This window comes from Mobiluncus mulieris ATCC 35243, from assembly GCF_000160615.1.
In the GTDB taxonomy this organism is placed as follows: domain Bacteria; phylum Actinomycetota; class Actinomycetes; order Actinomycetales; family Actinomycetaceae; genus Mobiluncus; species Mobiluncus mulieris.
In genome coordinates, this window is record NZ_GG668518.1 from 218,964 (window position 1) to 242,911 (window position 23,948).

Sequence of the window (23,948 nt, forward strand, 5' to 3'; positions counted from 1 at the left end):
GGTTTCGTGTCCGTGTGACCCCGGCCGCGACCAGGGAAATCCCCAGCGCCACCCCGGCAATCCAGCTGCTGGGAACCAAACCCAAAGCCCCACACCATTGCGCTACCAGCAGCGAAACCCACAGGGCACCCGCCGGTATCGCCAGGCGAAAATCTAGCGGCCGGGGAACCCGATCCGTGTCCTGGCGGACGCGCCGCGCTAAATATCCCTGGGCATTTAGTTCGTTCGTGAATTCGTCCGCATTAGCGTTGAGGTGGGTTACAGTCTGGGGCGCTTTGTCCGCATCTGAGTCCAAGCCCGTTAAATGCTTCCAAGCATTTAACGCTGGGGATGGGATTTCCCGATTAGTAAGCCCCCTGGTCGCGGTTTCGCTTGGGTTAGTGACTTCCCATTGAGTATCTGCTAAGTGCCCATGGTTTTCGTCAAGCCCAAAACCCAGGCCATAGTTTCGCCAAAATCCACGCTTAATCACCTCGTTTCCTCCTGATTTCGCCCGCGTATTTTCGCCTTTTCATGAACAGGCCTTGCATGGACTCGTTTCCTCCTGATTTCTCGTGCTTGCTATCTCTCGTGCTTGCCATCCCGGGTGTTCACCATTCCGCGCTCGCCCATTCACAGACTCACAAAATCACGTGGTCACGCAGTCGTTCCATCATGGCCGGCCCAATCCCGCTGACTTCGTCGAGCTGCTCGATGGAATGAAACTGACCGTTCTTTTTCCGATAATCCAAAATCCGTTGCGCCAAAGCCGGCCCGATTCCGCTCAAAGTCTGCAGGTCAGTGGCATCAGCCGTGTTCAAGTTCACCTTGTCGCCTTTTCCTCCTGACCCTCCTGACCCGCCTGAACCTCCTGAACCTCCTGACCCTCCTGAACCACCCGCGCTGCCGCTCCCGCCAGAACTCCCCGCATCCGCCCCCGGTGGGGGAGCCTCGCCCGGCAGAGGCACGTTAATCTGTTCCCCATCCGCCACCAAGCGCGCCAGGTTCAAAGCCCGCAGGTCAGCCCCGGGTTTCGCCCCACCGGCGGCCTCTAAAGCATCCGTTACTCGCGCCGGATCCGCCAAACGCACCACCCCGGGACGCTCGACTTGTCCGGAAACATACACCACCAGTTCCGCGCCATTCGCCCCCGGCAGTAATAATCTGGGGGACTGGCCAGCCACCTTCGGATCCTTGGCATAAGCCCCGCTAGCGCCGTCGCCACCGTCGCCACCGCCACCTCCGTCACCACCGCCAGCCCCGCCCTCACCGTTTGCGCCGGAATTTCCATTGGCACCTCGTGAACCCGTGCCCGCCGCCTGCAAAGCTGAGCCCTGCCCCACGCCCGTTTCCACCGTTCCGGGCACCGGCTGGCTAGGTGGGGCGGACAAAACCTGCCACCCCACCACCAAACCGCCGATAGCCAGCAGGAATACTGCCACCAGCGTCGCCACGCGCGGCGTGGGTGCCAGGCGGGCTCGCTGCGGCGTGCGACCGGGGGGAGAAACCTTCATTCCCCGCGTGACCTTGGCTTTTGCTTCATCAAATGTGTTTTGCAGCCGATCAGTTGCCGGGTTCATGAGTTGCGTGTCGAAATCTGGGTCGTCGTATCCCAATCCACCAGCCGCGGTTTCATATTCCCCGGCCACCGGAGCATCGTAGCCAACCCCTTGGGCACGCGCGCGGGCAAAGACCCCGGCGGTCAGCTTGTCAACCGGGGTGTTGCCCGGATTCCCACCCAGTCTTGACCCGGATCCGACCCTGGAAACCCCCGGGGAGTCGGATTCGTATCCGCTAGGATCCCTGGTTTCCGCGCTGTAATCCAGGCGCTCATTCGGTGTAAAAATCGTCATAGGCTCACCCTAGAACCGGGCTAGCGGTGGAAACCAGACCCAGGTTTTCTCCCTGTGGAAAACCCCAAAAATCCGTGCCTGTGGAAAACTCGCGACGAAGGTGATTTTTCGTTGTCTCGCTCGGGTTAGACTGGGGTAGTGAAGGAAGAAAACCCGGAGCTAACGCCCCTAGGAAGCCGTGCCGAAACAGTAGTGTCTCCCGCGATGCCCGCGCCCATTGCGCCTCATGGAGTCGCGCCTGCCGCGTTTGCTGCGCCTGCCGCCACCGGTGCGCCTCATGGAGCTGCGCCCGCCGCGTTTGCCGCGCCCGCCGCCACCGGTGCGCCGCATGAAGCCGCGCCCAAACCGCCCAAACCAGCCAAACCAACCAAACCGCCCAAACCTGCCCCTCGCGCGGGGCGCAAACCGACGCTGCCGGAACGAATTTTCGGGGTTTTCATCCTCGTTGCGGCGGTTATAGTCCTGGTCACCGCCACCACCCAGTGGCTCAGTGACACCGCCAAAATCCGCCACAAGGCCACAGTAAAAATTGTCAAAACGGTGGCACCGTTGCAAGACGGTTGGCAGCTGGATTTCCCCAAGGAAATCAAGGATCCGCGCCGCCTCCAAGTCTGGGACGCGCGAGCCGCCCAACTTTCGGTGGCCTCCCAGGATGCGGCTAGCGGCTTCACCGGCCAAGTTCTGTCTGAAAACCAAATTCTCACCCTGGTCAAGGGCACGGACGGCACCAAAGAAACCCAGGCCTTAGCCCTGATAGACACCGCCACCGGCCGAGCCGTGTGGGAAAAAACCTACGGCGACCTGCCGCTGGATTACTGTTTGCCCGAAATGTGGCAAAGCCAGGTGGTGTGCGAATCGAAACAGGCCAAGAAAATCGTGAAAATCGACCCGGCCGGCAATATTGTCGTGGGGGATTTGCCCGGGGGAATCTGGGATTTAGCTACCGGCGAACACGTTATTGCTACGGTTTTCGACCGTTTCTTGGTGGTGCCAATCGGCATCTCGCAGGGCGCCGCAGCGGGGGTTGAAGTCCAGTTCATCAACCCGGATTTCACCTATCACACCAGATACCAGGTACTTTCCCCGAATGCCTCGGCCGCAAAGCCCCTGCATGTCCAGTCTCGCGGTTCCATCACCCTGGTGGGATCCTTGACCGCCAACGCTGATGGTTCGAATCGCCAGTACACCTGGGGATTCTCGCAGATGTTGAATATGAAAACCGGGAAGCTTGACCTTGCTAATCTGGGCGAGGCTCCCCAGGCTTCCCTGCTAGAGGCCGGGTTTTTCGCCTCTTCCGACCCGGACGGCGCCGTAGCCGATGCGACCACCGGCAATGCCACCGCCACCGGAACGTGGCGTCTGTACCAGCCCGACGGCAGCCTCAGCGCCGAAGGGCAGGCTCCCGTGGCGGCCTTGCAGGCCATGCACTCCCAGCTGCGCTCCGGGCTGACCTTGGATCTCGCCACTGCGACGACCGCACTGCAATCCGGGAAAGTGCCCGTCATCATGCCGGACAAGACCTATTTATTGGCTCCAACCGGCGAAACCTGTGGGGCGTGGTCGACTTGCGCGGCGACCACCTGGACAACAGGAGACGGCGTTGAAATTAAGCTGAAAACCCCGGGCAAGCCCCTCATGAACCACGCCGCCACCGTCGTATTCACTGTCGCGAACGGGTTGGAAGCCTTTGGCCTGGCCGACGGCAAACAACTGTGGGAGGGCCTCACGCCGCCCATCAAGGACGCGGTTCTAACCGGCGATCCACTCGCGTTTTCCGGCGGTATCGCGCGTCTCGCCCAAATCGGCGATGCCGGTGCCGCTCGCGGCAGCCTCACCTTTTGGCGCCTCCCGTAGTTTTCTTCCGGTTTCCATGAGGTGCCATCTCAAATCCCGCCCATTCTTCCGGTTTCCATGAGTCGCCATCCAACGTACGCCTACATTTCCCTGCCCGGATTCCCCTCCTCGGGTTGCGCTCCGGTCGAGCGAGGGAAGGGGGACGTCGCGTAACGACGAAGCGTTGGGAGCGCGCGTACGCGAGACTGAGGGGGGAGACTTTTGCTATAATTTATAGCAAAAGTCGGGGGGAAACTTCCCCCGTTGTCTCGCGAGCGCGTTCCCCGCGAGTCGTAGCGCCGTGAGGTAGAAACCATGCAGCCGAGCGTTTCAGGCTAGCGCCTCATGAAACCGAGCGCCGCCGCAACAAATCCACACCCCAGACAACCAAAAACAGCACGCCTTCCAAGGCCACCACGGTCGCCCCGGAAGCGGTATCGAACCAATACGAAATATACGCTCCCAAAACAACGCAGCCCACCGACACCAGCGGCGCCACCCACAGCATTCGGTTGAAACTGCTGGTCAGCAGCCGGGCGGTGGCTCCGGGGGTTATCACCAACGCAACAATCAGAATCGCGCCCACGGCCTGCATCGCGACCACTACGGTCAGCGACAGACAGACCAGCAAAATGGCCGCCAAGCGCCGGGTCGACAGGCCGATGGTATGCGCGTGAGTCTTGTCGAAGGCGTATAACACCAGGTCTTGGCGTTTAACCAACAGCACCACCAGCGCTATCGGGCTCAAAATCAGTACTTGCCACATGTCGGCGCGGGTGATTCCCAGCATGTCGCCGAACAGGATGTGATGCAAGTCGATATGCGAGGGGAACAGGCTGATCAGTACCAGCCCGGAGGCGAACATGGTGGTGAACACCACGCCAATCGCGGTGTCTTCTTTCACTCGCCCGCGTCCGCGTACCGCGCCAATCAAGCCCACGACCACCAGCGCGGCTATCAGCGCGCCAATCGCGAAAGGGGCTCCCAACAGGTATGACACCACGATGCCGGGCAGAATCGCGTGGGACAGGGCGTCGCCCAACAGCGACCAGCCGATCAGGATTAGCCAGCAGGACAGCACCGCGCACACGGCCGCTGCGACCCCGGTTACCAGAATGCCGCGTACCATAAATCCTTGGTGCCACATATCGGTTATGGCCTCGAGCCAGTCGGTGGTTTTCGTGGTGGTGGCGGGGTTCATGAGGTGCCACTCGGGAACATATGCTAAAACATTCATTTCTGGCCTCCCTGGGTAACGGGGGTTTCGCCTGGATCAGAGGCGTTTTCCGCTGTGTCCTCGCTGTCGCTTAACCCGAAGGCCTTGGCCAGGTTTTCGGGTCGCAGCGCTCCGTCGACATCCCCGTGGTACACGACCCGGCGATACAGCAACACGGCTTCGTCGCACAGTTTCCCCATCGAGGCTAAATCATGCGTGGACACTACCAGCCCGGTGCCTTGCGCCGCGAGCCGACGCAAGAGTTCCACTATCGCGGCCTCGGAATACTTGTCAACTCCCGCGAAAGGCTCGTCCAGCAGCATCAGGGGGGCGCCTTGGGCAATAGCGCGGGCAATAAATACCCGCTTTTTTTGCCCGCCACTCAGCGCCCCGATTTGCCGGTGGCGCAGGTCAGCCAGTTCCACCAGTTCCAATGCCTTATTCACGGCTTCCCGGTCGGCGGCGCGGGGGCGGCGCAGCGGTCCCATGAAACCGTAGCGTCCCATCATCACGACTTGGTTGACACTGACAGGGAAATCCCAGTCGATTTCTTCGCTTTGCGCCACATAGCCAATCAGGCCGCGTTTCCGGGCGACATTCGCGTCCATCCCGGCGACTTCCACCGTGCCCGCCAGCCGGGGCACACTGTTCATAATGGATTTGAACAAGGTGGATTTTCCAGAACCATTCATTCCCGCCAGCCCGCAATTCGACCCGCAGATACGGCGAGTGTCGCCCCCGTAAGGGCGACATTCGTTCCGTAACTAACATGCAGGTTGGTGACTTGCAGCAGGGGCGGGTTTTTTTCTAACTCCGCCGTATGGTTCACTTGCCTGTCAACCCGTCGGTAATCAGTTTCGCGTCGTATTTCAGCAAATCCAGATAGGTCGGCACGTCACCGTCGGCTTCGGACAGGGAGTCCACATAGAGTTCACCGCCAAATTTCACCCCGGTGGATTCCACAATGGGCTTCATTTTTTCTCCTACGGTGGATTCGCAGAACACGGCCGGGACTTTGCTTTCCTTGACGTAGTTTTCGACTTCCGCCACGCGCGACGGGGTCAGGGCGCCTTCGGCGTTCACACCCCACAGGTATTTTTCGTTCAGGTTATAATCGCGGGTCAGATACGAGAACGCGCCTTCGCAGCTGACTAGGGTGCGCTGTTTGGGATCCAGGCTGGACAGAGTGGTGTTGATGTCTTCACCGACTTTTTCGATGTCGGCGGCGTACTTGTCGGCATTAGCCTTGTAGTCGTTGCAGTTCGTGGCGTCGAGGTCACAAAAGGCCTTGGCTATATTGTGTACATAGAGGGCGCCGTTCTTGGGGCTCATCCAGGCGTGTGGGTTGGGTTTGCCTTCATAGTCGCCTTCCGCGATTGGGATCGGTTTGACTCCTTCGGACACGTTGGCGGTTTTGGCATCTAAATCGGCGGTGAATTTCTCGAACCAGCGTTCCAAGCCTAGGCCGTTGTTGAGGATTAGCTTGGCGTCCTTGGCGGACTTGAGATCCGAGGGCGTGGGCTGGTAGTCGTGGATTTCGGCGCCGGGTTTGGTAATCGAGCGCACGTCGAGGTGGTCTCCGGCTACGTTCTTTGCCATGTCTTGTAACACGGTAAAGGTGGTCAGTACGATGGGTTTTCCTTCCGTTTCATGAGGTGTTTGCCCGGCAGCTGTCTTTTCGCCTGCATTCGCGCCACATCCGGTTAAACCGATGGCGACCAGGGACAACACCGCAGGAACGGTAATAATCTTGCTTCTCAAATTCATGATTCTAACCTAGGGGTGCCATCCCTTAGAGTCAAATATGACCGGACATATGTCCCTCTACACCGATATCCTTGGTTCAGAGGCGCCGCTGTGCGCTCACCTTTTGTCACTGTTAGTAACGAGGGAAGTTTGCCGAAGCGGAACTATATCTTCACGGTTCGGCCAAATGGGTGTTCACGTGCTTAAATACAAGCTGTGGGGAGATGGAACTCGCATCTATTGACTGCTGGTGGGATGTGTGTTAACATGAGCGCACGGCTGCTGTGATTTCAGGGTTCACGGCATGGTTTCAGAGAGGAAATGCCATGAAGAGAAGAATATTAGCAATATTAGGGTCATTTATTATCGCTGTTGGTCTGTCTGCTGAAGCATATGCGATGCCAAAGTCAGATTTTAGTGATGATGACCTAAACGGAGTATTACCGGAAGAATCTGAAACTCCAAGCTGGGAAGACGAATTTGGTGATATAGTAACAGAGGCCACTTTGGAGTACTCTGACAGCTATGCTGGAGCTGGGATTGCTGAAGACAGGAAGTCCGCTTGGATTTGGTTTACTAGAACAATTCCACAAAAGATTCAGCAAAGGGCGCAGAAATTGCCAGTACCTGTAAAACTGCGAGACGATTTACCAATAAGTAACCAGGAATTGTCAAATAAGCAATGGGATGTCTATAGTAAAGTAATTCAGGTCTATCCCAAAGAGTATGTTGTTTCTACTAGCTCTGTAGATAATAATCAAATAAATATTTACTACAGACCTTCAATATCCGCGCGAGTAGCGGTAGAGCAGAAGCACCAGATTGAAGACCTCTTGAACATGCCAGAACAAGACGATGAAGGTACCAGAGTCGTCCTGGAGGCGGATTCTTCTACAGAGGCAGTGGGGGAAGCCTTGTATGGAGGTGGCTATCTGAGTACGTGTACTGCTGGTTTCTCTATTCGTAAGTCTGGGGTTACAGAAAATGGTTTAGTGACTGCAGGACACTGTACAAGTCCGCAGCGGTATGGTGCTAGTGGGCAAGTTTCATTAACCCGAAAGGGAACATATATAGGTGATTCTGGAGATGTAGCTATTTATCATGCAGATAGGGGGTGGACAGCTCCTAAATTCTATTACGCTCCAGGAAAATTTCGCGATATAAATGCGGTAAAGAACACGTACAATGGACAGAAAATATGTGTGAATGGCCAATATAGCGCCAATAAGTGCACGACTGTTCTTTCTGTGAATAATTGTGGAGATGGAGCTTGTGGATTGACAGCCACAACAGATTATGTTACACAAGGTGGAGATTCAGGTGCTCCTTGGTTCTGGAGAAATACTGGATACGGTATACACCAAGGCAGGATAATAGTTGGAGGTCGTGCCAGATCTGGATTCACACCGGTTCTGCGAGCTCAACAACTACTAAATTTTCAGGTGAAGCTTTCGTGACTTCTATAAACAGTAGTATTACAGTCACATGCGCCGTCGTTGTTGCAAGTTCGGTTTTAGTGGCTTGCGCCACTAGTAATCCTAAAGATTCGACTCAAGACACTGCTGCAGCGAAGGCGCGAGTAAGTACACCAACACCCGTAGGGGTTCACGGGGATGACTACTTTGCGATTTCTGATACCGTGGACACGGATGCTTGCATGGAGGCGTTATTTACAGGTACCTTAGAAATTGATGACCAAGGTTGTCTGATACTGCGCGCTGAGGGCGAAAGAGCAGATAAGACCGTTCCCTTGTGGCCAAAAGGTACTGTTTTATCAAGTGACTCTGTTACGCTGCCTGACAATACTGTCCTTAAAATTGGCAACAAAGTTAGTCTTGGTGGTGGGTCTACAAAGTCCGAAATCTTATTAAGCAAGGCCAAGGAAAGATGCCAGATAAACGACGTGTACGTAGTGTGCAAACACCAGTAGCGCGATGGCTTCAGTTTCACGGATTCCTTCCCGATATGAACATCTTTCCGGGGACACATCGTTTAGAGATACGGGAGTCCGGTTAGCTAAATGCTAACAGGACTCCCGTAAATTCCTACAGCACTAAAGAAACCAGCTTCGGGGCGCGCACAATCACCCGCTTCGGTTCGCGCCCGTCCAGCAAGCGAACCACGGCCGGGTCGGCCAAGACTGCCGCCTCCAGGTCGGCCTCGGAAATCCCCGGGTCTACCGAGAGTTTCGCCCGTACTTTCCCGGCGACCTGCACCACGCAGGTGACCTCGTCGGCGGCCAACAGCGACTGGTCGGTAACCACGGGGAAGGGCACGCGGGTGATGCCGCCCTCGTGACCTAAAAGCTGCCACAATTCTTCGGCGATATGCGGGGCAACCGGGGCGACCATCAGCACCAGAGCCTCGGCAGCCGCACGCGGGACGGACTTCAGTCCTGTCAAATGATTATTCAGGACAATCATTTTCGCAATCGCAGTATTCACCCGCATGTTATCGTATTCTACGGTGACGTCGTGAATCGTGCGTGCCAGCAGCCTGGCACATTCCTTGTCGGGCGCATCGTCGGTGACTGTCACCGCCCCGGTTTCCTCGTCGACGATATTGCGCCATAAACGCTGCAAGAAACGCTGGGAGCCGACCACCGCGCGGGTATCCCACGGGCGGGACATGTCCAGTGGTCCCATGGACATCTCGTAGACCCGGAAAGTGTCCGCCCCGTAATCGGCGCACATCTGGTCGGGGGTGACGATGTTTTTAAGCGACTTGCCCATCTTGCCATATTCACGGTTCACGGGCTGGCCGTGCCAGGTAAACCCGGCTTCCTCGTCACCCGAGACTTCTTCGGCGGGCACATACTGGCCGCGCGAATCGGTATAAGCATAGGCTTCAATCATGCCCTGGTTGAACAGTTTATGGAAGGGCTCGGAACTGGAGACATACCCCAGGTCGAACAGGACCTTGTGCCAAAAACGCGCGTACAACAGGTGCAACACGGCGTGCTCCACCCCACCCACGTACAAGTCTGTCCCGCCGGAGGTGTTGCCCTGTGCGGGGCGCGGCCCCATCCAATACTTCTCGTTCTCACCGGACGCGAACTCGGTGGCGTTGTGCGGGTCAGTGTAGCGCAGTTCATACCAGCAAGACCCCGCCCAGTTCGGCATGGTGTTCGAGTCGCGGGTATAGGTTTGCTTGCCCTCGCCCAAGTCCAGTTCGACTTTCATCCAGTCGGTGGCGCGTCCCAGCGGGGATTCGGGCTTCGAAGTGGCGTCGTCTGGATCGAAAGTCCTAGGGCGGAAATCAGAAACCTCCGGGAGTTCCACCGGCAGCATTTCTTCCGGCAGGGCGTGTACCCGCCCATCCTCGCCATAGACCACCGGGAAAGGCTCGCCCCAGTAGCGTTGGCGGCTAAACAGCCAATCGCGCAGCCGGTAGGTCACCGTGCGCTCGCCCAGGCCAGCCTCGCCCAACCAATCGGTAATCTTTCGGATAGCCTCGGTTTTACCCAGGCCGTTCAGGCTGACCTCGCTGTTAGCGGAGTTTTCAATCACCCCGTCGCCCGTCCAAGGCTGCGCCTGTACGTCGTGGCCTTCCGGGCCAGAAATCGTCTGGATGATGTCCAGGTTGAATTTTTTGGCGAAAGCATGGTCGCGCTCGTCATGGGCAGGCACGGCCATAATCGCGCCAGTCCCGTAGCCCATCAGGACATAGTCCGCCATGAACACTGGTATTTTCACCCCGTTGACCGGATTCGTAGCGAAAATCCCGGTAAACACACCGGTTTTCTCGGTGAAATCCGTGTCAGCGCTGCGCTCGGTCTCCGTTTTGGCTGCGGCCTGCGCCCGATAGGCGGCCACGGCCTCGGCGGGCGTCCGATGGCCCCCGGTCCACTCTGGGCGGGTGCCTTCCGGCCACGCGGCGGGCACGAGGAGCCCCTCATGAACCCCGCTAGACCCGACCGAACCGCTAGCACCGCTGTCACCAGCGGTACCATCAACCGCCCCCACCAGCGGATGTTCCGGGGAAATCACCATAAAAGTCGCCCCGAACAGGGTATCCGGGCGGGTGGTGAACACCCGCAAGGTCTGAGCCGGAACCTGTCCCTGGCCGGCCTCTACCTGGAAATTCACGGTCGCGCCGGTGGACTTGCCAATCCAGTTGTGCTGCATTGTGCGCACCTTGTCCGGCCAGTCAATCGTGCTCAAATCCGCATCTAGACGGTCGGCATACTTGGTGATCCGCATCATCCACTGGCGCAGTTTCGTCTTGAACACGGGGAAGTTGCCGCGCTCCGAGCGCCCTTCGGCGGTGACCTCTTCGTCAGCCAACACGGTTCCCAAGCCGGGCGCCCAGTTCACCGGCGCGTATGCCACGTAGGCCAGGCGCTCGGCGTCTATCAACTCTGCCTGTTCGGTTGCCGACAGTGAATCCCAGGCGCGCCCGTCCGGGGTTTTGCGCTGACCAGAGGCGTAGCGTTGCACCAGGGTGTCAATAGGCCTGGCCGCGCCCTTGCCCGAGCCATCACGCCGCGTGGCCTCGGGGTCATACCAGGAATTGAAAATCTGTAAGAAAATCCACTGTGTCCAGCGGAAATAGTCCGGGTCAGTGGTCGAAAAAGACCGGCGTCGGTCGTGTGACAGGCCGATGCGCGCCAGTTGGCGGCTCATGTTGTCGACGTTTTCATGAGTGGTTATCCGGGGATGCTGGCCAGTTTGCAAAGCATACTGTTCCGCAGGTAAACCGAAAGCATCGTAGCCCATGGTATAGAGCACGTTTTTGCCCTGGGCGCGCTGATAGCGCGCCACCACATCGGTGGCGATATAGCCCAAGGGGTGTCCCACATGCAGCCCCTTGCCGGAAGGATAGGGGAACATATCCAAGATGAAGTACTTGTCGCGTTTTGCCAGATCACCCGCTAAATCACCCGCCGGGTTATCGGCGGCGAAAGCATTGGTTTCATCCCACAATCGCTGCCACTTCGCCTCTATGTCGCCCGCCAGTTTGGCGGTGTAACGGTGAGCGGGAATGGCATTGGCTTCGGTTGACATAGTTTTCACCCCTATTGCTTGTTGTACAGGTTTTAATTTCCAGTTTCTAGTCTAGACCGATAGAGCCCGAGGCTTAAAAGCCTCGGGCTCTAAACGGAGAAAATACTGGCCTAGAACACGCCTACCGCATGGCGGCGCAGATTGTACAAGGGTTCAATCACAGCGCGGCGCTTCCAGTAAATAAAGGGATTCTGTCCGCCCTGGTTCCACGGGTCAGCCACTAGGAATTGCTGGGTATTCGCGTCGTACCCGGTCAAAAGCACCGCGTGGTTATTGCGCAACAGACGCTGGCGTCGCCCATCGATATTAAACCACCTATAGTAAGCCGGCCGATAGTACAAGGTCAGATAGACCACCACCGGGTTGCCATGGCGAATCGTGTCAATGACTTGATCCATAGAGGCACCCGCCATGTTCCGCACATCACCGAAGCGGCGGCCATAAGCAGCTAGGGGAGCGGGGTAAATCGTGGTGCGCAGCGTTTCCGAGGGCTGATAGGGGCTGCCCACAAAACCACGTGCCGGGTTAGTCGCTGCCCGGGGCATAGCCGCGAGGAAACTGCGCAAGTTAACCCCTCTAGCATAGCCTTTGCCTTGCAAGCCCATCAACAGCGCGGTCGGTTCACACCCTACATAGGCGTGGTAAGGCCAAATTTGGGAAATATAGGGCACTGGAATCTCCACGTGGCGGGATGGATCCGACGGAGCTGGCTGTTTCGGCTGAGCTGGCTGTTTCGGTGGGGTCGGCGGTGGTGGCGGTGGCAACAGCGACTCGTCAAGGAACACAAAACCCTTACCTTCGATTCCACCAATGGGAATAACGGACCACACGTTAAACTGTTTCGCCATCGGCATGGTGAAACCGCCTGTAAGCGGCATATTGGGAGGTAAATACAGAAAAAACCCGTCTGGCAACACCCCTGCGGTAACCGCATCCACGGGGCGATCTGCACGAGCCAGGTAAATGTGGGAGTTTTGTCCCCCGTGATACGCACGACCCGCCGCCACAATCATGGCGGTTTCCTGGCGGTTTTTCCCGCCCCAACGCGATACCTGCGGTGGAGTTTGCAAGGATTTCAGCTGCGTCTCTATATTGGTCGAGAGCGCGGCCGTACCACCAATCAAAACTACTTCCTTTGGAGAGAGACGGTTAATCTCAGCTAGCGTAGCCTCACTTAGTCCCTCGGGGGCGCTTATCAAAATCGGTCCGCCGAACAGGGTAGATGCCGGGGCAGCATCGGGAGACACCCCAGCGCCTGTACCCTGGTTGACGAGGTACACACTCTGAGGAGGGGTAGCTGGCTTGGCTGTTGATCGAGCCTTAGGTGTGGGGGTCTGGTTGGTTTCTTTTTGCCCGGCAGCAGTGTTGTCATCGGGTTTGGTACCGGTTTCTTTTTGCCCGGCAGCAGTGTTGTCATCGGGTTTCGTTCCGGCCTCTTTTTGCTCAGAAGCATCTGTGGTATTTGTGGTATCCGGGGCAGCCGCTTTGCCGTCAGCAGTAGCTTTATCGCCGGGTTGAGCGCTGTCTTCTAGCCCGGGATATTGGTAGTGTGAAAACTCGATAGCGGTTTCAATCCGGTTCGCCCCTGCTACCCGTTTGGCTTCGTATCCGGCGCTAATCTGGGCAAATTCCGCATCGGTCAGGACAGACTGACCTCCCAGGAGGGTCAGTTTCTTTGGTGCCAGGGTATCAATCTGGGAGCGAATCGAAGCGGCTGTGATTTTGCCTCCAAAATGATCCACATACAACACCGGTCCGGGAGCCGTGCCGCAAGTAATCCCGTCCACCTGCGACTTGCCAGAAACTAAGAACAGTTCCGCCGCTCCTTTACCCAAACGGGAGGATGCCTTGAACATAGTTTCATAGCGATCTGCGCCGCTGATACGCTCGGTAATGCTTAGCTGGGGAGCGGGCGGACTAGTGGGTCCCGCTAAGGCAGGGCTAACTTGCGTGCTAGAGACCAAGGCTACAACAGCCAGGGAAGCGGTCAGCACAGCACTGCGTCTTTTAGAGAAATTAGACACTACTAACTGTGAAGGTTCCGTTTGTATCCGCATCATAGGTAAGAGCCTCCTAAGAAAAAACTATGAAAATACTGTTTGCTGTGTTGAGAGCAAACAGAGCCAGTGTATAACTCACAGGACACTTTTGTATAGGATTTCTTTAAAATTTCTGAATCAAGGACTGACTCACGTCGTGGTGTGAGTATACACAAACCCCAGCACCGTGGTGCTGGGGTGAAAGTCTGCGTCAAACCGAGGGCTAGTTCATCGCCGCCACGCTGGTTGCCAGTTTGGACTTGCGTTGGGCGGCCTGGTTCTTGTGAATAATCCCTTTAGATGCCGCCACATCGAGTTTACGGGTGGCGACACGCAAAGCGGATTCCGCTGCTGTCTTGTCCCCGGCCACCACGGCCTCGCGGGTCTTACGCACGAAGGTTTTGAGTTCGGATTTCACCGACTGGTTACGCAGACGCGCCTTCTCGTTCGTGCGAATCCGCTTCATCTGAGACTTAATATTTGCCATTTCTTCCTCAAAATTTTGGTGGGTATTTTGTCACGCTAGCGACACAACATTCTAGCGCCTCGACCCGGTTGCCTCCAAATTTTGGCCAGGCGATTCGCCGCGAAAACTGGCAATCCGGAAAAATATGCGAAAATGGTCACAGAAAGGAGACCGATGTCTATACCCCACGACGACCTGCTGGAAACGATTCAACCGGCGGCAACCAGCCCGCACCTGATTCGCAACTTCAGTATTATCGCTCATATTGACCACGGCAAATCCACGCTGGCCGACCGGATGCTGCAACTGACCGGGGTGGTCAGCGCCCGCGAGATGCGCGCCCAATACCTCGACCGGATGGACATCGAACGCGAGCGCGGCATTACGATTAAATCCCAGGCGGTGCGGATGCCGTGGGAAGTCGATGGCGTGGCCTACGCTCTGAACATGATTGACACGCCGGGACACGTGGACTTTAGCTACGAGGTATCGCGGTCGCTGGCGGCCTGCGAGGGGGCGCTGCTGCTGGTGGATGCCTCGCAGGGGATAGAAGCCCAGACCCTGGCGAACCTGTATCTAGCATTGGAAAGTGATTTGACGATTATCCCGGTGTTGAACAAAATCGATCTGCCGGGGGCTATGCCGGAAAAACATGCCGAGGAAGTCGCGGGGCTGCTGGGATGCGAACCGACGGATTGTGTGATGGTTTCCGGGAAAACCGGGGAAGGTGTCGCGGGACTCTTGGATCGTATCGTGCATGAGGTGCCAGCCCCGGGCGGCGATCCCACCGCCCCGACTCGTGCTATGATTTTTGATTCGGTGTATGACACCTATCGTGGCGTCGTTACCTATGTGCGCGTGGTCGATGGATCCCTCAAGGCGCGACAAAAAATTAACATGATGTCCACGGGGACAACTCATGAACTGTTGGAACTGGGCGTTATCAGCCCCGAACCCGTAGCGACCGCCGGCATCAGCGCTGGCGAGGTCGGCTACCTTATTACCGGAGTGAAAGACGTGCGCCAATCCCGCGTGGGCGACACCGTGACCGGCGCGGATCGACCCGCCACCGAGCCGCTGGAAGGATACCGCGACCCGATGCCAATGGTGTATTCCGGGCTGTATCCCATCGAGGGCACTGATTTCCCGGTGCTGCGCGATGCCCTGGACAAACTGCGACTAAACGACGCCTCGCTGACTTTCGAGCCAGAGACCTCCGCCGCGTTGGGCTCCGGCTTCCGTTGTGGTTTCCTGGGGCTGCTGCACCTGGAGATTATCCGCGAACGGCTGGAACGAGAATTTGACCTGGCGCTGATTTCCACCGCCCCCAACGTGGAATACCACGTGGTACGCGAGGATGGCACCGAGGTGCACGTGCACAACCCCTCGGAATTCCCCGACGGCAAGTTACAAAAAGTCTTGGAACCCGTGGTGGCGGCCACGATTTTGACACCCTCCGATTTTGTCGGTCCGGTCATGGAGCTCTGTCAAGATCGGCGCGGTGCCATGAAGAATATGCAGTACCTGTCCGCCGACCGGGTGGAGTTGCACTACACCTTGCCCCTGGCGGAGATTGTCTATGACTTTTTCGACCAGCTAAAGTCGCGCACCAGGGGATATGCGTCGCTGGACTACCACCTGGATGGCGAGGCCGAGGCCGACCTGGTTAGGGTGGATATTTTGCTCAACGGGGAACAGGTCGACGCGTTTTCTGCGATTGTGCATCGCGATGCGGCGTATTCTTACGGCACGACGATGGCTCAGAAGTTGCGGAAGTTGATTCCCCGCCAACAGTTCGAGGTTCCCATCCAGGCTGCCATCGGCACCCGGGTTATCGCGCGGGAAAACATTAGGGCGCTGCGCAAAGACATGCTCGCCAAATGCTATGGTGGCGATATTACCCGCAAGCGCAAACTGTTAGAAAAGCAGAAGGCCGGCAAGAAACGCATGAAGGCCATTGGCCGGGTCGAGGTTCCGCAAGAGGCGTTTATCGCGGCGCTCAGTTCCGAGGAGCCCAAGAAATGACGCGCGACCATAGATTCGGCTCAAGTGAAGCCGGCTTCGGACGTTTTGACAGCTCGGTACCGTGGGACGATGCGGAGCTGGACGCGGATGGTTCCGGTTTTGCCGGGGTTCATGAGGTGCCAGCCGGAACCGGCGCTAGAGGGGAAACCACCCCTGGTTTTGGACATGAACGCGGCTTGCGGCAGGGGCGTGGCAATCCGGACGTGGCACCTCATGAAACGGAATACCCAAGCCACGGCCACGCGGCGCACGAACGCGGCAATCCGGACGTGGCACCCTATCCGCGAGTGCGGACTTTCGCGCGGCGCGGCGACCGCATGAGCGACACCCTGGAACGGACTTTCGAAAAATACAAGCACGCTTATCTGTTGGATTTGGCGCGCGGTGCCGGCGTGACTATGGTCGCGGATACGGCGCGCCTGGATCCCCGGATTGTGTTTGGTCGCGAGGCTCCGTTGATTGTCGAGGTCGGGTGCGGTAACGGGGAACAGATTACGGCGGCAGCGGCGGCGAACCCGGATATTAATTACCTGGGATTCGAGGTGTGGATGCCCGGCGTGGCCAAGGCTGTGTCCTCGGCGGTGCGCAACTACGGCGGGCTGGCGAATCTGCGTTTGGCGGATGTGGACGCGCTACAGGCCTTGCCGATTCTGTTCGCGGACTTTGCGGCTTCGGGGGGGCGTGACGCGGCCGCGGTAGTGGTTGACGACGATATCGACGCAGTTCGCGCCGCATTTGCTCGGTCTCGCGGGGTTCATGAGGTGCCAATGGGGATGCCGGCGGATTCTGAATTGGCCGTGGTTCCTGGTTCTGAAAGCGCGGACAGCCCGGAAGAGGGCGCGGGATTCGGGTTAGCGCCTCATGAAACCGGCGCAAACCCGCGCGGCACAAACCCGCGCGGCACAAACCGGAAAACTTCCGCGCAAGCCGTGGGGATTATCAGCGAACTGTGGACATTTTTCGCCGACCCCTGGCCGAAAACCCGGCATCGGAAACGCCGGCTGGTGGCCCCCGAATTCGCGGGTATCGCCGCCGCGCTGTTGGTGGACGGGGGAGTGTGGCGACTCGCGACCGACTGGGCGGACTACGCCTGGCAGATGCGCGACGTGATAGAGTCCACTCCCGGCCTGGAAAACGTCTATGCCGGTGAGCGCCCAGACGAGGAAGACCCGGCAGGGCCTCGCGGCGGGTTCGCGCCGCGCTTTGAGGGGCGTGTCCGCACGGCTTTCGAGCGGCGTGCCGGGCGGGAAGGCCGGGTGGTGCGCGACCTGTGTGCCCGGCGGGTTTTGCGGTGAACCGCGAAATAAACAATGCGGCGAGCCACAAAATGAACGATATGCTATATCAAAAAAAGTGTGGGGGGGAGTGAGCGGTGAGCTTTTCCGCCTACGTGCACGTCCCCTACTGTTTGCGGCGTTGCGGGTATTGCGACTTTAACACCTATGCCAACCTGGGCTTGGGGCCGGGAGTGGCTGGCTACACCGATGCGGTGGGGCGCGAGATTTTGCTGGTTGCGCGGCTTTTTTCCGGCCGGCTTGGGTCGGTTCATGAGGCGCCAGCCGAAATGGCGCCTCATGCCACCGGGGCGACCCCGACCACCCGAGGAATCGACCCGAGCGAAACGTACGAAATCCCCGGCGGTCGGGCAATCGACACCGTGTTCTTTGGCGGGGGCACCCCCACCGTGTTGCCGCCCGAAGACTTGGTACAGATTTTCTATGCCCTGAAGGATGCCTTCGGGGTGTGCCCGGGTGCCGAAGTCACCACCGAGGCTAACCCCGACACCGTGGATGCGGGCTACCTGGAAGAACTCGCGGCCGGCGGTTTCACGCGGGTGTCCTTCGGAATGCAATCCGCCGTGTCCGGCGTATTGCGGGTTTTAGACCGCACTCACACTCAGGCGAACCTGGAGGCGGCGGTGCGGGCGGCGCAGTCGCTGGGCTTGGAATGTTCGGTGGATTTGATTTATGGCACCCCAGGGGAAAGCGTGGCTGATTGGCGGGAATCCTTGGAGGCCGCGCTGGCGTTCGGGGTGTCACACGTTTCGTGTTACGCGCTGAGTATCGAGCCCGCGACCGCCCTGGGCAGAGAATTGCGACAAGGGAAGATAACGCCGGTCGATCCCGATGATCAGGCCGAAAAGTATGAGATTGCTGATGACTTGCTGAGTGCGGCCGGGTTGCAGTGGTATGAAATCTCGAACTGGGCGCGGCCGGGCCACGAGTGTCGGCACAACCTAGCGTATTGGCGCAACCGGGATTACTACGGTTTTGGGCCGGGCGCGCATTCGCATTTGCGCGGTGAACACTGGGGGCGCGGCCGGGTTCCGGCGGGGGATTTTCCCGGCGAAGGCGGCAAGGATTGCGGGCATGACCGGGGTTTGGCGGAGGGCTTCCCCCCGACGGGAAGCCGGCGGTTTTGGAACCTGAAACATCCCGCGCGCTGGGCGGCCGCAGTTGACGCTGGCCGGTTGCCAATCGAGGACGGGGAAACCGTCACCGGCGAGAGCCTGGAGCTAGAAGAGCTGCTGCTGGGATTGCGGTTGCGCGACGGCCTGGATTTGCGGGAATACGCCCGGAAATACGGGTCGGGCATTGCTGCGGATACCAGGAAAGTCCACCGGTCGGCAGCTAGCGAGGGCTCCCGGCTGGCACCTCATGAATTTGAAACAAAACTGCTGGCGGAAGCACAGCGACTGGCCGCCGAAGGATTACTGGAAGCGGAACCTTTAGGATACGACTCGGGTGGAAGCTTGGGCGAAGACCCGCACGAAGACCCGCGCGCGGTGCTGACCCGGCGGGGGCGGCTGCTGGCCGATACCGTCATCCAACGCCTGGCGGGGGTCTGAGCGCCGGAGTGGGGTGCCCAAATGGTGGAGTTTTCGGCCTACCCCTGACCGTATATGGCAGCCTCCCCCCGGTTTTTCCACCATTTGGGTGGTGCTGTTCCCCGGAGCCCCTGGTTTTCAACCATTTGGGTGTCCGCGGGTTTAAAACGCAACTTGTGGGGTTTTGTCTTACTGTCCGAAAAGCTCGGAATGGCTGCCAAGTCTGGTGGCTGTCAGAGTTACTTTGTCCTGGTCAATCCGGTAAATCAACAGCCAATCCGGTGCCAGGTGACATTCGCGGTGGCCTCGGTAATTTCCCACAAGTCCATGATCTCGATAGCGTGCTGGCAAGGTTCCTGGCTGCACCAGCAGCCGCAGTACTTTCTCTAACACTCGCATGTCTCGCCCCTGCCGAAGGCATTTTTTGTAGTCTTTCTTGAATTTTGCGGTGTATTCGAGTTTCATGAGGTGTTAATCTTGGTTCAGAGATTCCATCATTGCCTCGACCGTGTCGAAGGGGCCATAAACCCGCCCGGCTTCGGCATCTGCCATGGCCTGTAGGGTTTCCGGGGAAAACCCGTATGGGTTGGCCGGGTCGAAGGGGAAGCCGCCACGCTTGTTGAAGGCGGCCACGAACATTCGTAGCGCGTTGCTGGGGGATGTCCCGATATCTTCGCAAATCCGCAGGAAAGTGGCTTTTTCATCCGCGCGTAGTTTCGCAGAAATCGGTTCCATAGTATGTGTGGACATCAGTGAACTCCTTGGAAAACCCTGTAATCTTTTGTAATTCTAAGTGTACCTTATGTCCGTTGGGTGTGCTCTTAAACCCGGTAAATCCCGGTCGCCGCCCCACCAAACACAGCAGGGACTATTGTCGGAACACGAAACGGTGACTTGACAGAGCAAAAAGCGCTTTCTTGGTGCTGCACTTAGATTGCGTCAATCAGGTCTCGCACTACTTCGTTGGGAATGGTGTGCTTTGCCTTTGCCAGGGCGATTATCTTTTTGCGCCGGTTATCGTACGGGGATACATTAAGATATTTCATATTTCCGGTGTGTTTTCATGAGGTGCCAACCGAAATCGGTTTTTGCCGGTATCCCCGGTTTGCCGCGAGTGCTGGCTTGGGTGCTGGCCGGGGTGGTGTCTTGGGTGCTGGCCGGGGTGGTGTCTTGGGTGCTGGCCGGGGTGGGGTGCCCAAATGATGGAGTTTTCGGCCTACCCCTGACCGTATATGGCAGCCTCCCCCCGGTTTTTCCACCGTTTGGGTGGTGCTGTTCCCCGAACCCCCGGTTTTCTGCTGGATTTTCCCAAAATCAGCAAACTATGCTGCGTATCCCTGGGCTAAATCTCGGCTTTACTGTGCCGTGGAAAATGAATTCTCGCCCTCTCGGCGCAGCAGCTAGATTGCGTGGGCATATTTGGAGTGAGCGGCTTGCCTGGTGACTCCGAGTATGTCGCCCACTTGCTGCCAGGTGACTCCGTTTTCACGGGCATTTGCCACCGCCTGGCGCATCATTAAATCGGCTTTGGCCTGGGCATTTTTGGCTTCCATAATAGCCAAAAGGTCTGTGGGGTTGATTTGGTGCGGTAAATCGGGGCCTTGCTCGTAGAGTTTGGCCAATTCTTCATCACTGTGCGTAGTTTTCATGGTGGTTCTCCTTATGGCCAGTATTTAGCGCGAGCTTTCATGGCATGAACAATGGCTCCGGTAGTTCCGAATCCGATTTCCAAGACGCTGCCGTCACTGGCCGCCCCGATAAGCAGGTACATATCGTGGTTTCCCCATCGAGCTGCCAAAGGATTGCGTAAAGCGTGGCGAATATCGGACTCGCTGATGCCGTGTTTGTATGCGGAATCTCGAATCTCGAATTCCCCGGCATCCATCTTGTCAAGAATATCAGACAGCGTAGCTTTGGGCAATGCAAATGCTGCGGTGTTTTCCGGGGTTCACGAGTCGCCAACCGAAAATCTGGGCTAAATCGCAGTCAATCGCAATGGAATATGCCTGGTTGCGTACTCAAAATCCCGGTCGGTAGTAAGCAGTGCCAAGCCGTTGTTGATGGTGAGCGCGGCCAGGATTGAATCTACGGTGTCTACCAGAATCCCGTTAGTTACGGTCACGGCGGGCTTTCTTGTAGTCAAAGGATTCGTCCCAATCCACGGTGCCAAACAGCTTCACAATTTGGGCTTGCTTACGCTTGGCAATGAATTCTTGCAGCGCTACGGTGACGGTTTCCTTCTTGGTAGCAAATCCGCCAATTTCCAACGCAGTATCCAGCAGTTCCGGTGAAATCGCAAGGTTAGTGGCCATCACACACCTCCTGTTACACATAATTATACACACACCAGGTACGCGGCGTTGCTCTGTAGTCCAAGGACTGCGGTTTTTTCTTGGGGTTCATGAGGTGCCAGCCGAAATCACGGCTTTTCTCAGTATCGGCGCATCTCTGGCGAAAAACTCACTTTCAAGATAGTGAAAAGCTCACTTTTAGAATAGCGAAAAACTCACTCTCAAAACAGCGAAATTTTCATCTTGTTAGCATATTCCCAGATAAGCCCCTCATGAAAAGAGAAAAAATGCTCAGCCCTAAACCGTACCGTGACCGCCTGATTGATGCCCAGATTGTCGACCTGCTGGAGCAGTTCGACGCGGTGTGCGTGCAAGGGCCGAAATGGTGTGGGAAAACCTGGTCTTCTCTAAACCAAACTGCTTCGGTTACTTATATGCAAGACCCTAGCGGAGGCTTCGCGAACCGCAACTTGGCGCGGATTGACCCCAAATTTGTCCTGGAAGGCGAGTTGCCGCACCGATTGGCAAGATGTCCCCGAACTTTGGGATGCGGTGCGCTTCCAAGTCGACCAAAACCCGGAGAAAGGCCAGTTTCTACTGACTGGTTCTTCCACTCCGACCCGAAAAGGTGTGCTGCACAGTGGGGCGGGGCGCATTGCCACCCTGAACACAGGATTAGCCACAGCGAACCCCGTTTTTGATAAAATCATGATAGATTTACGCATAAGTAAGTATCAAAATAGTTCCAGGAAACGGGGTGTGGTCATGATTACTATCCGTCCAGTTTCGGATTTGCGCAACAAATTCCCGGAGGTAGAACAGGCGGTTTTGCAAAGTAACCAGCCGGTTTTCTTGACCAAGAACGGGTACGGCACCATGGTACTCATGAGCATCGCGCAGTATTCCGCACTGGCTGAAGACGTCGAAACCAGCCTTGACCAGGCCGACGCGGCTGCGGGTAATACGTCTGCGCGTCTGTCCCACGAAGCCGTGTTTTCCTCGGCTCGCCAGGTTATCAATGAAACGCTATAAGCTGCGTTACTTGCCGCTGTTCAGCGAGGATTTGAACAGTATCGTGCACTATATTTCCGTGGTTTTGCGCAATCCTGCGGCTGCCCGGCGCCTGGTGGATGACGTGGAAACGGCTATTCAAGAGCGCTTGAACATGGCCGAGTCTTTCGCGCCTTTTCCTTCCACGCGGACTCGCGAGCATCCGTACTATCCCATCTATGTGCGTAATTTCATTGTTTTTTACGTGGTTTTGGGCGATACGATGGAAGTTCGCCGCATTTTGTACAATCGCCGCAATATCAGCGCCATCCTCTAGTGACGCGGTTTTACTCGGTATCTGTCCGCCAGGTTTTGGGGTTCATGAGGTGCCAGCCGAAATTCTGCCCGCCCTTCTAATGTTGTGCGCTAGGTGTATAATGGTGTGCGAGGTGATGAAAATGGCGACTGCTAATGTGACGATTCGGATGGATGCAGAGTTGAAGGCTGCGATGGAAAAGCTCTGTGCGGAGTTGGGGATGAATCTGACGACGGCTTTCATGATTTTTGCCAAGAAAATGGTGGGGGAACAGGCGATTCCTTTCCAGGTATCCCGTCCCGACCCGTTCTACTCGGAATCCAATATGCAAGCCTTGCGGGAGGCAATTAAACAGGTGGACGAAGGCAAGGTTGTCTACAAGACCCTGGCTGATCTTGAGGCGATGGAATGACGGATATTGCATTTTCAGAAAATGCCTGGGGCGAGTATCTCGTTTGGCAGTCGGGCGACAGGAAAACCCTGCGGCGGATTAATAAATTAATTGCGGATATGCAGCGCCACCCCGACACGGGTCTGGGTAAACCGGAGCGTCTCAAGGGAGACTTGGCGGGGGTGCTACAGTCGGCGTATAGACCAGGAACATCGTCTGGTTTACCGTGTAAACGGTGACACTATCGAAATCCTCCAGTGCCGTGGCCACTACGTGGACTAATCCCTAGATGTTAATGAATCCATAAGCGCTTTGCTAAGATATTGGTCTTGGTAAAACTCCTGGTCACAGGCTTAACCTAATTCGCGTTGTCAAGCGTTCTTGACGCTATGTGTCCATGACGGCTGCATGAGGTGCTTCTTGAATTTATGACTGGTAAATCTTGCTGCGGTGGTCTATGTCGATGATGACTATGGTGATGACGTGGCTCTTTATCTTGGCGGTAATCCGGTAGTCTCCTACCCGCCAGCGCCACATCCCTGCCAGGTTTCCGGTCAGGGCTTTGCCTCGGTCACTGGGATTGTCCAGTTGGCGGATTTCCTCTAGGTAATCCAAAATCCGGTTTCGAGCCCGCTTGTCGAAACCCAGGAATTTTTTTTGAATTTTACGCGAAATCTCAATCTGCCACATCGGAGATTTTCCGTAATTCTTCCAGGCTCATGGTACCGATTCGCCCGGCTTCGATGTCTTCACAGTCTTGGCGGATGCTGTTTTCATAGAGCAGTCGGTCGATGTTTTCCCTTACTAGTCGCTTAATATAGAAACTCTGGGGTTGGTTCGCCTGGCGTGACAGTTCAGCAAGTTTAGCCGACGTTTCCTCGTCGAATTGAACGCTGACAGTGGTGCTCACGATTCCTCCTAGAATGTCCGCGATTTCAATGAGATTATACTGTACCTGCTTTCAGCCCGG

Annotated in this window: 25 protein-coding genes and 2 pseudogenes; 11 read left to right on the forward strand and 16 right to left on the reverse strand. The window is 57.0% G+C overall.

Going from position 1 to position 23,948, the window contains the following annotated elements:
• A pseudogene (locus HMPREF0577_RS00825) lies at nucleotides 1-472 on the reverse strand (ComEC/Rec2 family competence protein); the annotation flags it as partial.
• A gap of 148 nt (nucleotides 473-620) precedes the next feature.
• A complete protein-coding gene (locus HMPREF0577_RS00830; protein ID WP_004011747.1) occupies nucleotides 621-1,832 on the reverse strand; it encodes a ComEA family DNA-binding protein in 1,212 nt (403 codons plus the stop codon).
• 138 nt (nucleotides 1,833-1,970) lie between these two features.
• Between HMPREF0577_RS00830 and HMPREF0577_RS00835 the strand changes: the two genes are divergently transcribed.
• On the forward strand, nucleotides 1,971-3,686 hold the full coding sequence (locus HMPREF0577_RS00835; RefSeq protein ID WP_036342116.1) for a hypothetical protein: 1,716 nt from the start codon (nucleotides 1,971-1,973) through the stop codon (nucleotides 3,684-3,686).
• 322 nt (nucleotides 3,687-4,008) lie between these two features.
• Here HMPREF0577_RS00835 and HMPREF0577_RS00840 read toward each other — a convergent pair whose 3' ends face one another.
• The 3 genes and pseudogenes from HMPREF0577_RS00840 to HMPREF0577_RS00850 all read right to left on the reverse strand — a co-directional run bounded on the left by HMPREF0577_RS00840 (nucleotide 4,009) and on the right by HMPREF0577_RS00850 (nucleotide 6,648).
• The gene (locus HMPREF0577_RS00840) at nucleotides 4,009-4,902 is read right to left on the reverse strand and encodes a metal ABC transporter permease (RefSeq protein ID WP_004011749.1); all 894 of its coding nucleotides are present in this window, start codon (nucleotides 4,900-4,902) and stop codon (nucleotides 4,009-4,011) included.
• Nucleotides 4,899-5,710: pseudogene (locus HMPREF0577_RS00845) on the reverse strand (metal ABC transporter ATP-binding protein). The gene HMPREF0577_RS00840 and the pseudogene HMPREF0577_RS00845 overlap by 4 nt, the downstream one beginning before the upstream one ends.
• On the reverse strand, nucleotides 5,707-6,648 hold the full coding sequence (locus tag HMPREF0577_RS00850) for a metal ABC transporter substrate-binding protein (RefSeq protein WP_004011751.1): 942 nt from the start codon (nucleotides 6,646-6,648) through the stop codon (nucleotides 5,707-5,709). The pseudogene HMPREF0577_RS00845 and the gene HMPREF0577_RS00850 overlap by 4 nt, the downstream one beginning before the upstream one ends.
• Before the next feature lie 305 nt (nucleotides 6,649-6,953).
• On the opposite strand from HMPREF0577_RS00850, the gene HMPREF0577_RS00855 reads away from it, so the two are divergent.
• Both HMPREF0577_RS00855 and HMPREF0577_RS11725 read left to right on the forward strand, forming a co-directional pair.
• Nucleotides 6,954-8,084: a S1 family peptidase gene (locus HMPREF0577_RS00855; protein ID WP_004011752.1), complete on the forward strand. Its 1,131-nt coding sequence runs from the start codon at nucleotides 6,954-6,956 to the stop codon at nucleotides 8,082-8,084.
• Nucleotides 8,081-8,557 (forward strand): hypothetical protein, encoded by a 477-nt coding sequence (locus tag HMPREF0577_RS11725; protein WP_244854271.1) that lies wholly within the window; start codon nucleotides 8,081-8,083, stop codon nucleotides 8,555-8,557. The genes HMPREF0577_RS00855 and HMPREF0577_RS11725 overlap by 4 nt, the downstream gene beginning before the upstream one ends.
• A gap of 115 nt (nucleotides 8,558-8,672) precedes the next feature.
• On the opposite strand, the gene HMPREF0577_RS00865 is transcribed toward HMPREF0577_RS11725, so the two are convergent.
• The 3 genes from HMPREF0577_RS00865 to rpsT form a co-directional block, all read right to left on the reverse strand.
• Complete coding sequence (locus tag HMPREF0577_RS00865) at nucleotides 8,673-11,633, reverse strand: leucine--tRNA ligase (RefSeq protein WP_036342120.1); 2,961 nt, start codon at nucleotides 11,631-11,633, stop codon at nucleotides 8,673-8,675.
• Between the two features lie 110 nt (nucleotides 11,634-11,743).
• Entirely contained in the window at nucleotides 11,744-13,693 is a 1,950-nt protein-coding gene (locus tag HMPREF0577_RS00870; protein WP_112664874.1) for a C39 family peptidase, read from the reverse strand.
• Between the two features lie 202 nt (nucleotides 13,694-13,895).
• The gene (gene rpsT / locus HMPREF0577_RS00875; RefSeq protein WP_004011756.1) at nucleotides 13,896-14,159 is read right to left on the reverse strand and encodes a 30S ribosomal protein S20; all 264 of its coding nucleotides are present in this window, start codon (nucleotides 14,157-14,159) and stop codon (nucleotides 13,896-13,898) included.
• Nucleotides 14,160-14,312: 153 nt separating this feature from the next.
• Here rpsT and lepA point away from each other — a divergent pair, with 153 nt between their 5' ends.
• The 3 genes from lepA (at nucleotide 14,313) to HMPREF0577_RS00890 (ending at nucleotide 19,011) form a co-directional block, all read left to right on the forward strand.
• Nucleotides 14,313-16,163: a translation elongation factor 4 gene (gene lepA, locus HMPREF0577_RS00880; RefSeq protein ID WP_004011757.1), complete on the forward strand. Its 1,851-nt coding sequence runs from the start codon at nucleotides 14,313-14,315 to the stop codon at nucleotides 16,161-16,163.
• Entirely contained in the window at nucleotides 16,160-17,458 is a 1,299-nt protein-coding gene (gene trmB, locus HMPREF0577_RS12030; protein ID WP_004011758.1) for a tRNA (guanine(46)-N(7))-methyltransferase TrmB, read from the forward strand. The genes lepA and trmB overlap by 4 nt, the downstream gene beginning before the upstream one ends.
• 77 nt (nucleotides 17,459-17,535) lie before the next feature.
• Nucleotides 17,536-19,011: a coproporphyrinogen-III oxidase family protein gene (locus HMPREF0577_RS00890; RefSeq protein WP_036342123.1), complete on the forward strand. Its 1,476-nt coding sequence runs from the start codon at nucleotides 17,536-17,538 to the stop codon at nucleotides 19,009-19,011.
• A 168-nt stretch (nucleotides 19,012-19,179) separates the two neighbouring features.
• Here HMPREF0577_RS00890 and HMPREF0577_RS00895 read toward each other — a convergent pair whose 3' ends face one another.
• The 6 genes from HMPREF0577_RS00895 to HMPREF0577_RS00915 form a co-directional block, all read right to left on the reverse strand.
• Nucleotides 19,180-19,455: a type II toxin-antitoxin system YafQ family toxin gene (locus tag HMPREF0577_RS00895; RefSeq protein ID WP_004011760.1), complete on the reverse strand. Its 276-nt coding sequence runs from the start codon at nucleotides 19,453-19,455 to the stop codon at nucleotides 19,180-19,182.
• A 6-nt stretch (nucleotides 19,456-19,461) separates the two neighbouring features.
• Nucleotides 19,462-19,740: a type II toxin-antitoxin system RelB/DinJ family antitoxin gene (locus HMPREF0577_RS00900; RefSeq protein ID WP_036342125.1), complete on the reverse strand. Its 279-nt coding sequence runs from the start codon at nucleotides 19,738-19,740 to the stop codon at nucleotides 19,462-19,464.
• Between the two features lie 650 nt (nucleotides 19,741-20,390).
• On the reverse strand, nucleotides 20,391-20,639 hold the full coding sequence (locus HMPREF0577_RS00905; protein WP_004011763.1) for a hypothetical protein: 249 nt from the start codon (nucleotides 20,637-20,639) through the stop codon (nucleotides 20,391-20,393).
• Nucleotides 20,640-20,650: 11 nt separating this feature from the next.
• Nucleotides 20,651-20,911 carry a hypothetical protein gene (locus tag HMPREF0577_RS00910; RefSeq protein WP_004011764.1) on the reverse strand — a complete coding sequence of 87 codons (261 nt, stop codon included), beginning with the start codon at nucleotides 20,909-20,911 and terminating at the stop codon, nucleotides 20,651-20,653.
• 54 nt (nucleotides 20,912-20,965) lie between these two features.
• A complete protein-coding gene (locus tag HMPREF0577_RS10665) occupies nucleotides 20,966-21,112 on the reverse strand; it encodes a PIN domain-containing protein (RefSeq protein WP_004011765.1) in 147 nt (48 codons plus the stop codon).
• On the reverse strand, nucleotides 21,099-21,302 hold the full coding sequence (locus HMPREF0577_RS00915) for a type II toxin-antitoxin system VapB family antitoxin (RefSeq protein ID WP_004011766.1): 204 nt from the start codon (nucleotides 21,300-21,302) through the stop codon (nucleotides 21,099-21,101). The genes HMPREF0577_RS10665 and HMPREF0577_RS00915 overlap by 14 nt, the downstream gene beginning before the upstream one ends.
• 471 nt (nucleotides 21,303-21,773) lie before the next feature.
• On the opposite strand from HMPREF0577_RS00915, the gene HMPREF0577_RS11625 reads away from it, so the two are divergent.
• The 5 genes from HMPREF0577_RS11625 (at nucleotide 21,774) to HMPREF0577_RS12035 (ending at nucleotide 23,260) form a co-directional block, all read left to right on the forward strand.
• Nucleotides 21,774-22,313 carry a type II toxin-antitoxin system Phd/YefM family antitoxin gene (locus HMPREF0577_RS11625; protein ID WP_004011768.1) on the forward strand — a complete coding sequence of 180 codons (540 nt, stop codon included), beginning with the start codon at nucleotides 21,774-21,776 and terminating at the stop codon, nucleotides 22,311-22,313.
• Nucleotides 22,300-22,608: a type II toxin-antitoxin system RelE/ParE family toxin gene (locus HMPREF0577_RS00925; RefSeq protein ID WP_004011769.1), complete on the forward strand. Its 309-nt coding sequence runs from the start codon at nucleotides 22,300-22,302 to the stop codon at nucleotides 22,606-22,608. The genes HMPREF0577_RS11625 and HMPREF0577_RS00925 overlap by 14 nt, the downstream gene beginning before the upstream one ends.
• Nucleotides 22,609-22,708: 100 nt before the next feature.
• The gene (locus tag HMPREF0577_RS00930) at nucleotides 22,709-22,999 is read left to right on the forward strand and encodes a type II toxin-antitoxin system RelB/DinJ family antitoxin (RefSeq protein WP_004011770.1); all 291 of its coding nucleotides are present in this window, start codon (nucleotides 22,709-22,711) and stop codon (nucleotides 22,997-22,999) included.
• Complete coding sequence (locus HMPREF0577_RS00935) at nucleotides 22,996-23,217, forward strand: type II toxin-antitoxin system YoeB family toxin (RefSeq protein ID WP_004011771.1); 222 nt, start codon at nucleotides 22,996-22,998, stop codon at nucleotides 23,215-23,217. Before HMPREF0577_RS00930 ends, HMPREF0577_RS00935 begins: the two co-directional genes overlap by 4 nt.
• On the forward strand, nucleotides 23,195-23,260 hold the full coding sequence (locus tag HMPREF0577_RS12035) for a hypothetical protein (protein WP_428829126.1): 66 nt from the start codon (nucleotides 23,195-23,197) through the stop codon (nucleotides 23,258-23,260). The genes HMPREF0577_RS00935 and HMPREF0577_RS12035 overlap by 23 nt, the downstream gene beginning before the upstream one ends.
• Nucleotides 23,261-23,404: 144 nt before the next feature.
• Here HMPREF0577_RS12035 and HMPREF0577_RS00940 read toward each other — a convergent pair whose 3' ends face one another.
• Nucleotides 23,405-23,668: a type II toxin-antitoxin system RelE family toxin gene (locus HMPREF0577_RS00940; RefSeq protein ID WP_004011772.1), complete on the reverse strand. Its 264-nt coding sequence runs from the start codon at nucleotides 23,666-23,668 to the stop codon at nucleotides 23,405-23,407.
• On the reverse strand, nucleotides 23,655-23,888 hold the full coding sequence (locus tag HMPREF0577_RS00945) for a ribbon-helix-helix domain-containing protein (protein ID WP_004011773.1): 234 nt from the start codon (nucleotides 23,886-23,888) through the stop codon (nucleotides 23,655-23,657). Before HMPREF0577_RS00945 ends, HMPREF0577_RS00940 begins: the two co-directional genes overlap by 14 nt.
• Nucleotides 23,889-23,948 lie beyond the last annotated feature (60 nt).

Coding starts and splice junctions, on each gene's coding strand:
- HMPREF0577_RS00830 (WP_004011747.1), bottom strand. CDS start 1,832: ATGACGATTTTTACACCGAATGAGCGCCTGGATTACAGCGCGGAAACC.
- HMPREF0577_RS00840 (WP_004011749.1), bottom strand. CDS start 4,902: ATGAATGTTTTAGCATATGTTCCCGAGTGGCACCTCATGAACCCCGCC.
- HMPREF0577_RS00850 (WP_004011751.1), bottom strand. CDS start 6,648: ATGAATTTGAGAAGCAAGATTATTACCGTTCCTGCGGTGTTGTCCCTG.
- HMPREF0577_RS00855 (WP_004011752.1), top strand. CDS start 6,954: ATGAAGAGAAGAATATTAGCAATATTAGGGTCATTTATTATCGCTGTT.
- HMPREF0577_RS00865 (WP_036342120.1), bottom strand. CDS start 11,633: ATGTCAACCGAAGCCAATGCCATTCCCGCTCACCGTTACACCGCCAAA.
- HMPREF0577_RS00870 (WP_112664874.1), bottom strand. CDS start 13,693: ATGATGCGGATACAAACGGAACCTTCACAGTTAGTAGTGTCTAATTTC.
- rpsT (WP_004011756.1), bottom strand. CDS start 14,159: ATGGCAAATATTAAGTCTCAGATGAAGCGGATTCGCACGAACGAGAAG.
- lepA (WP_004011757.1), top strand. CDS start 14,313: ATGTCTATACCCCACGACGACCTGCTGGAAACGATTCAACCGGCGGCA.
- trmB (WP_004011758.1), top strand. CDS start 16,160: ATGACGCGCGACCATAGATTCGGCTCAAGTGAAGCCGGCTTCGGACGT.
- HMPREF0577_RS00895 (WP_004011760.1), bottom strand. CDS start 19,455: ATGAAACTCGAATACACCGCAAAATTCAAGAAAGACTACAAAAAATGC.
- HMPREF0577_RS00900 (WP_036342125.1), bottom strand. CDS start 19,740: ATGTCCACACATACTATGGAACCGATTTCTGCGAAACTACGCGCGGAT.
- HMPREF0577_RS00905 (WP_004011763.1), bottom strand. CDS start 20,639: ATGAAAACTACGCACAGTGATGAAGAATTGGCCAAACTCTACGAGCAA.
- HMPREF0577_RS00915 (WP_004011766.1), bottom strand. CDS start 21,302: ATGGCCACTAACCTTGCGATTTCACCGGAACTGCTGGATACTGCGTTG.
- HMPREF0577_RS00925 (WP_004011769.1), top strand. CDS start 22,300: ATGAAACGCTATAAGCTGCGTTACTTGCCGCTGTTCAGCGAGGATTTG.
- HMPREF0577_RS00930 (WP_004011770.1), top strand. CDS start 22,709: ATGGTGTGCGAGGTGATGAAAATGGCGACTGCTAATGTGACGATTCGG.
- HMPREF0577_RS00935 (WP_004011771.1), top strand. CDS start 22,996: ATGACGGATATTGCATTTTCAGAAAATGCCTGGGGCGAGTATCTCGTT.
- HMPREF0577_RS00940 (WP_004011772.1), bottom strand. CDS start 23,668: ATGTGGCAGATTGAGATTTCGCGTAAAATTCAAAAAAAATTCCTGGGT.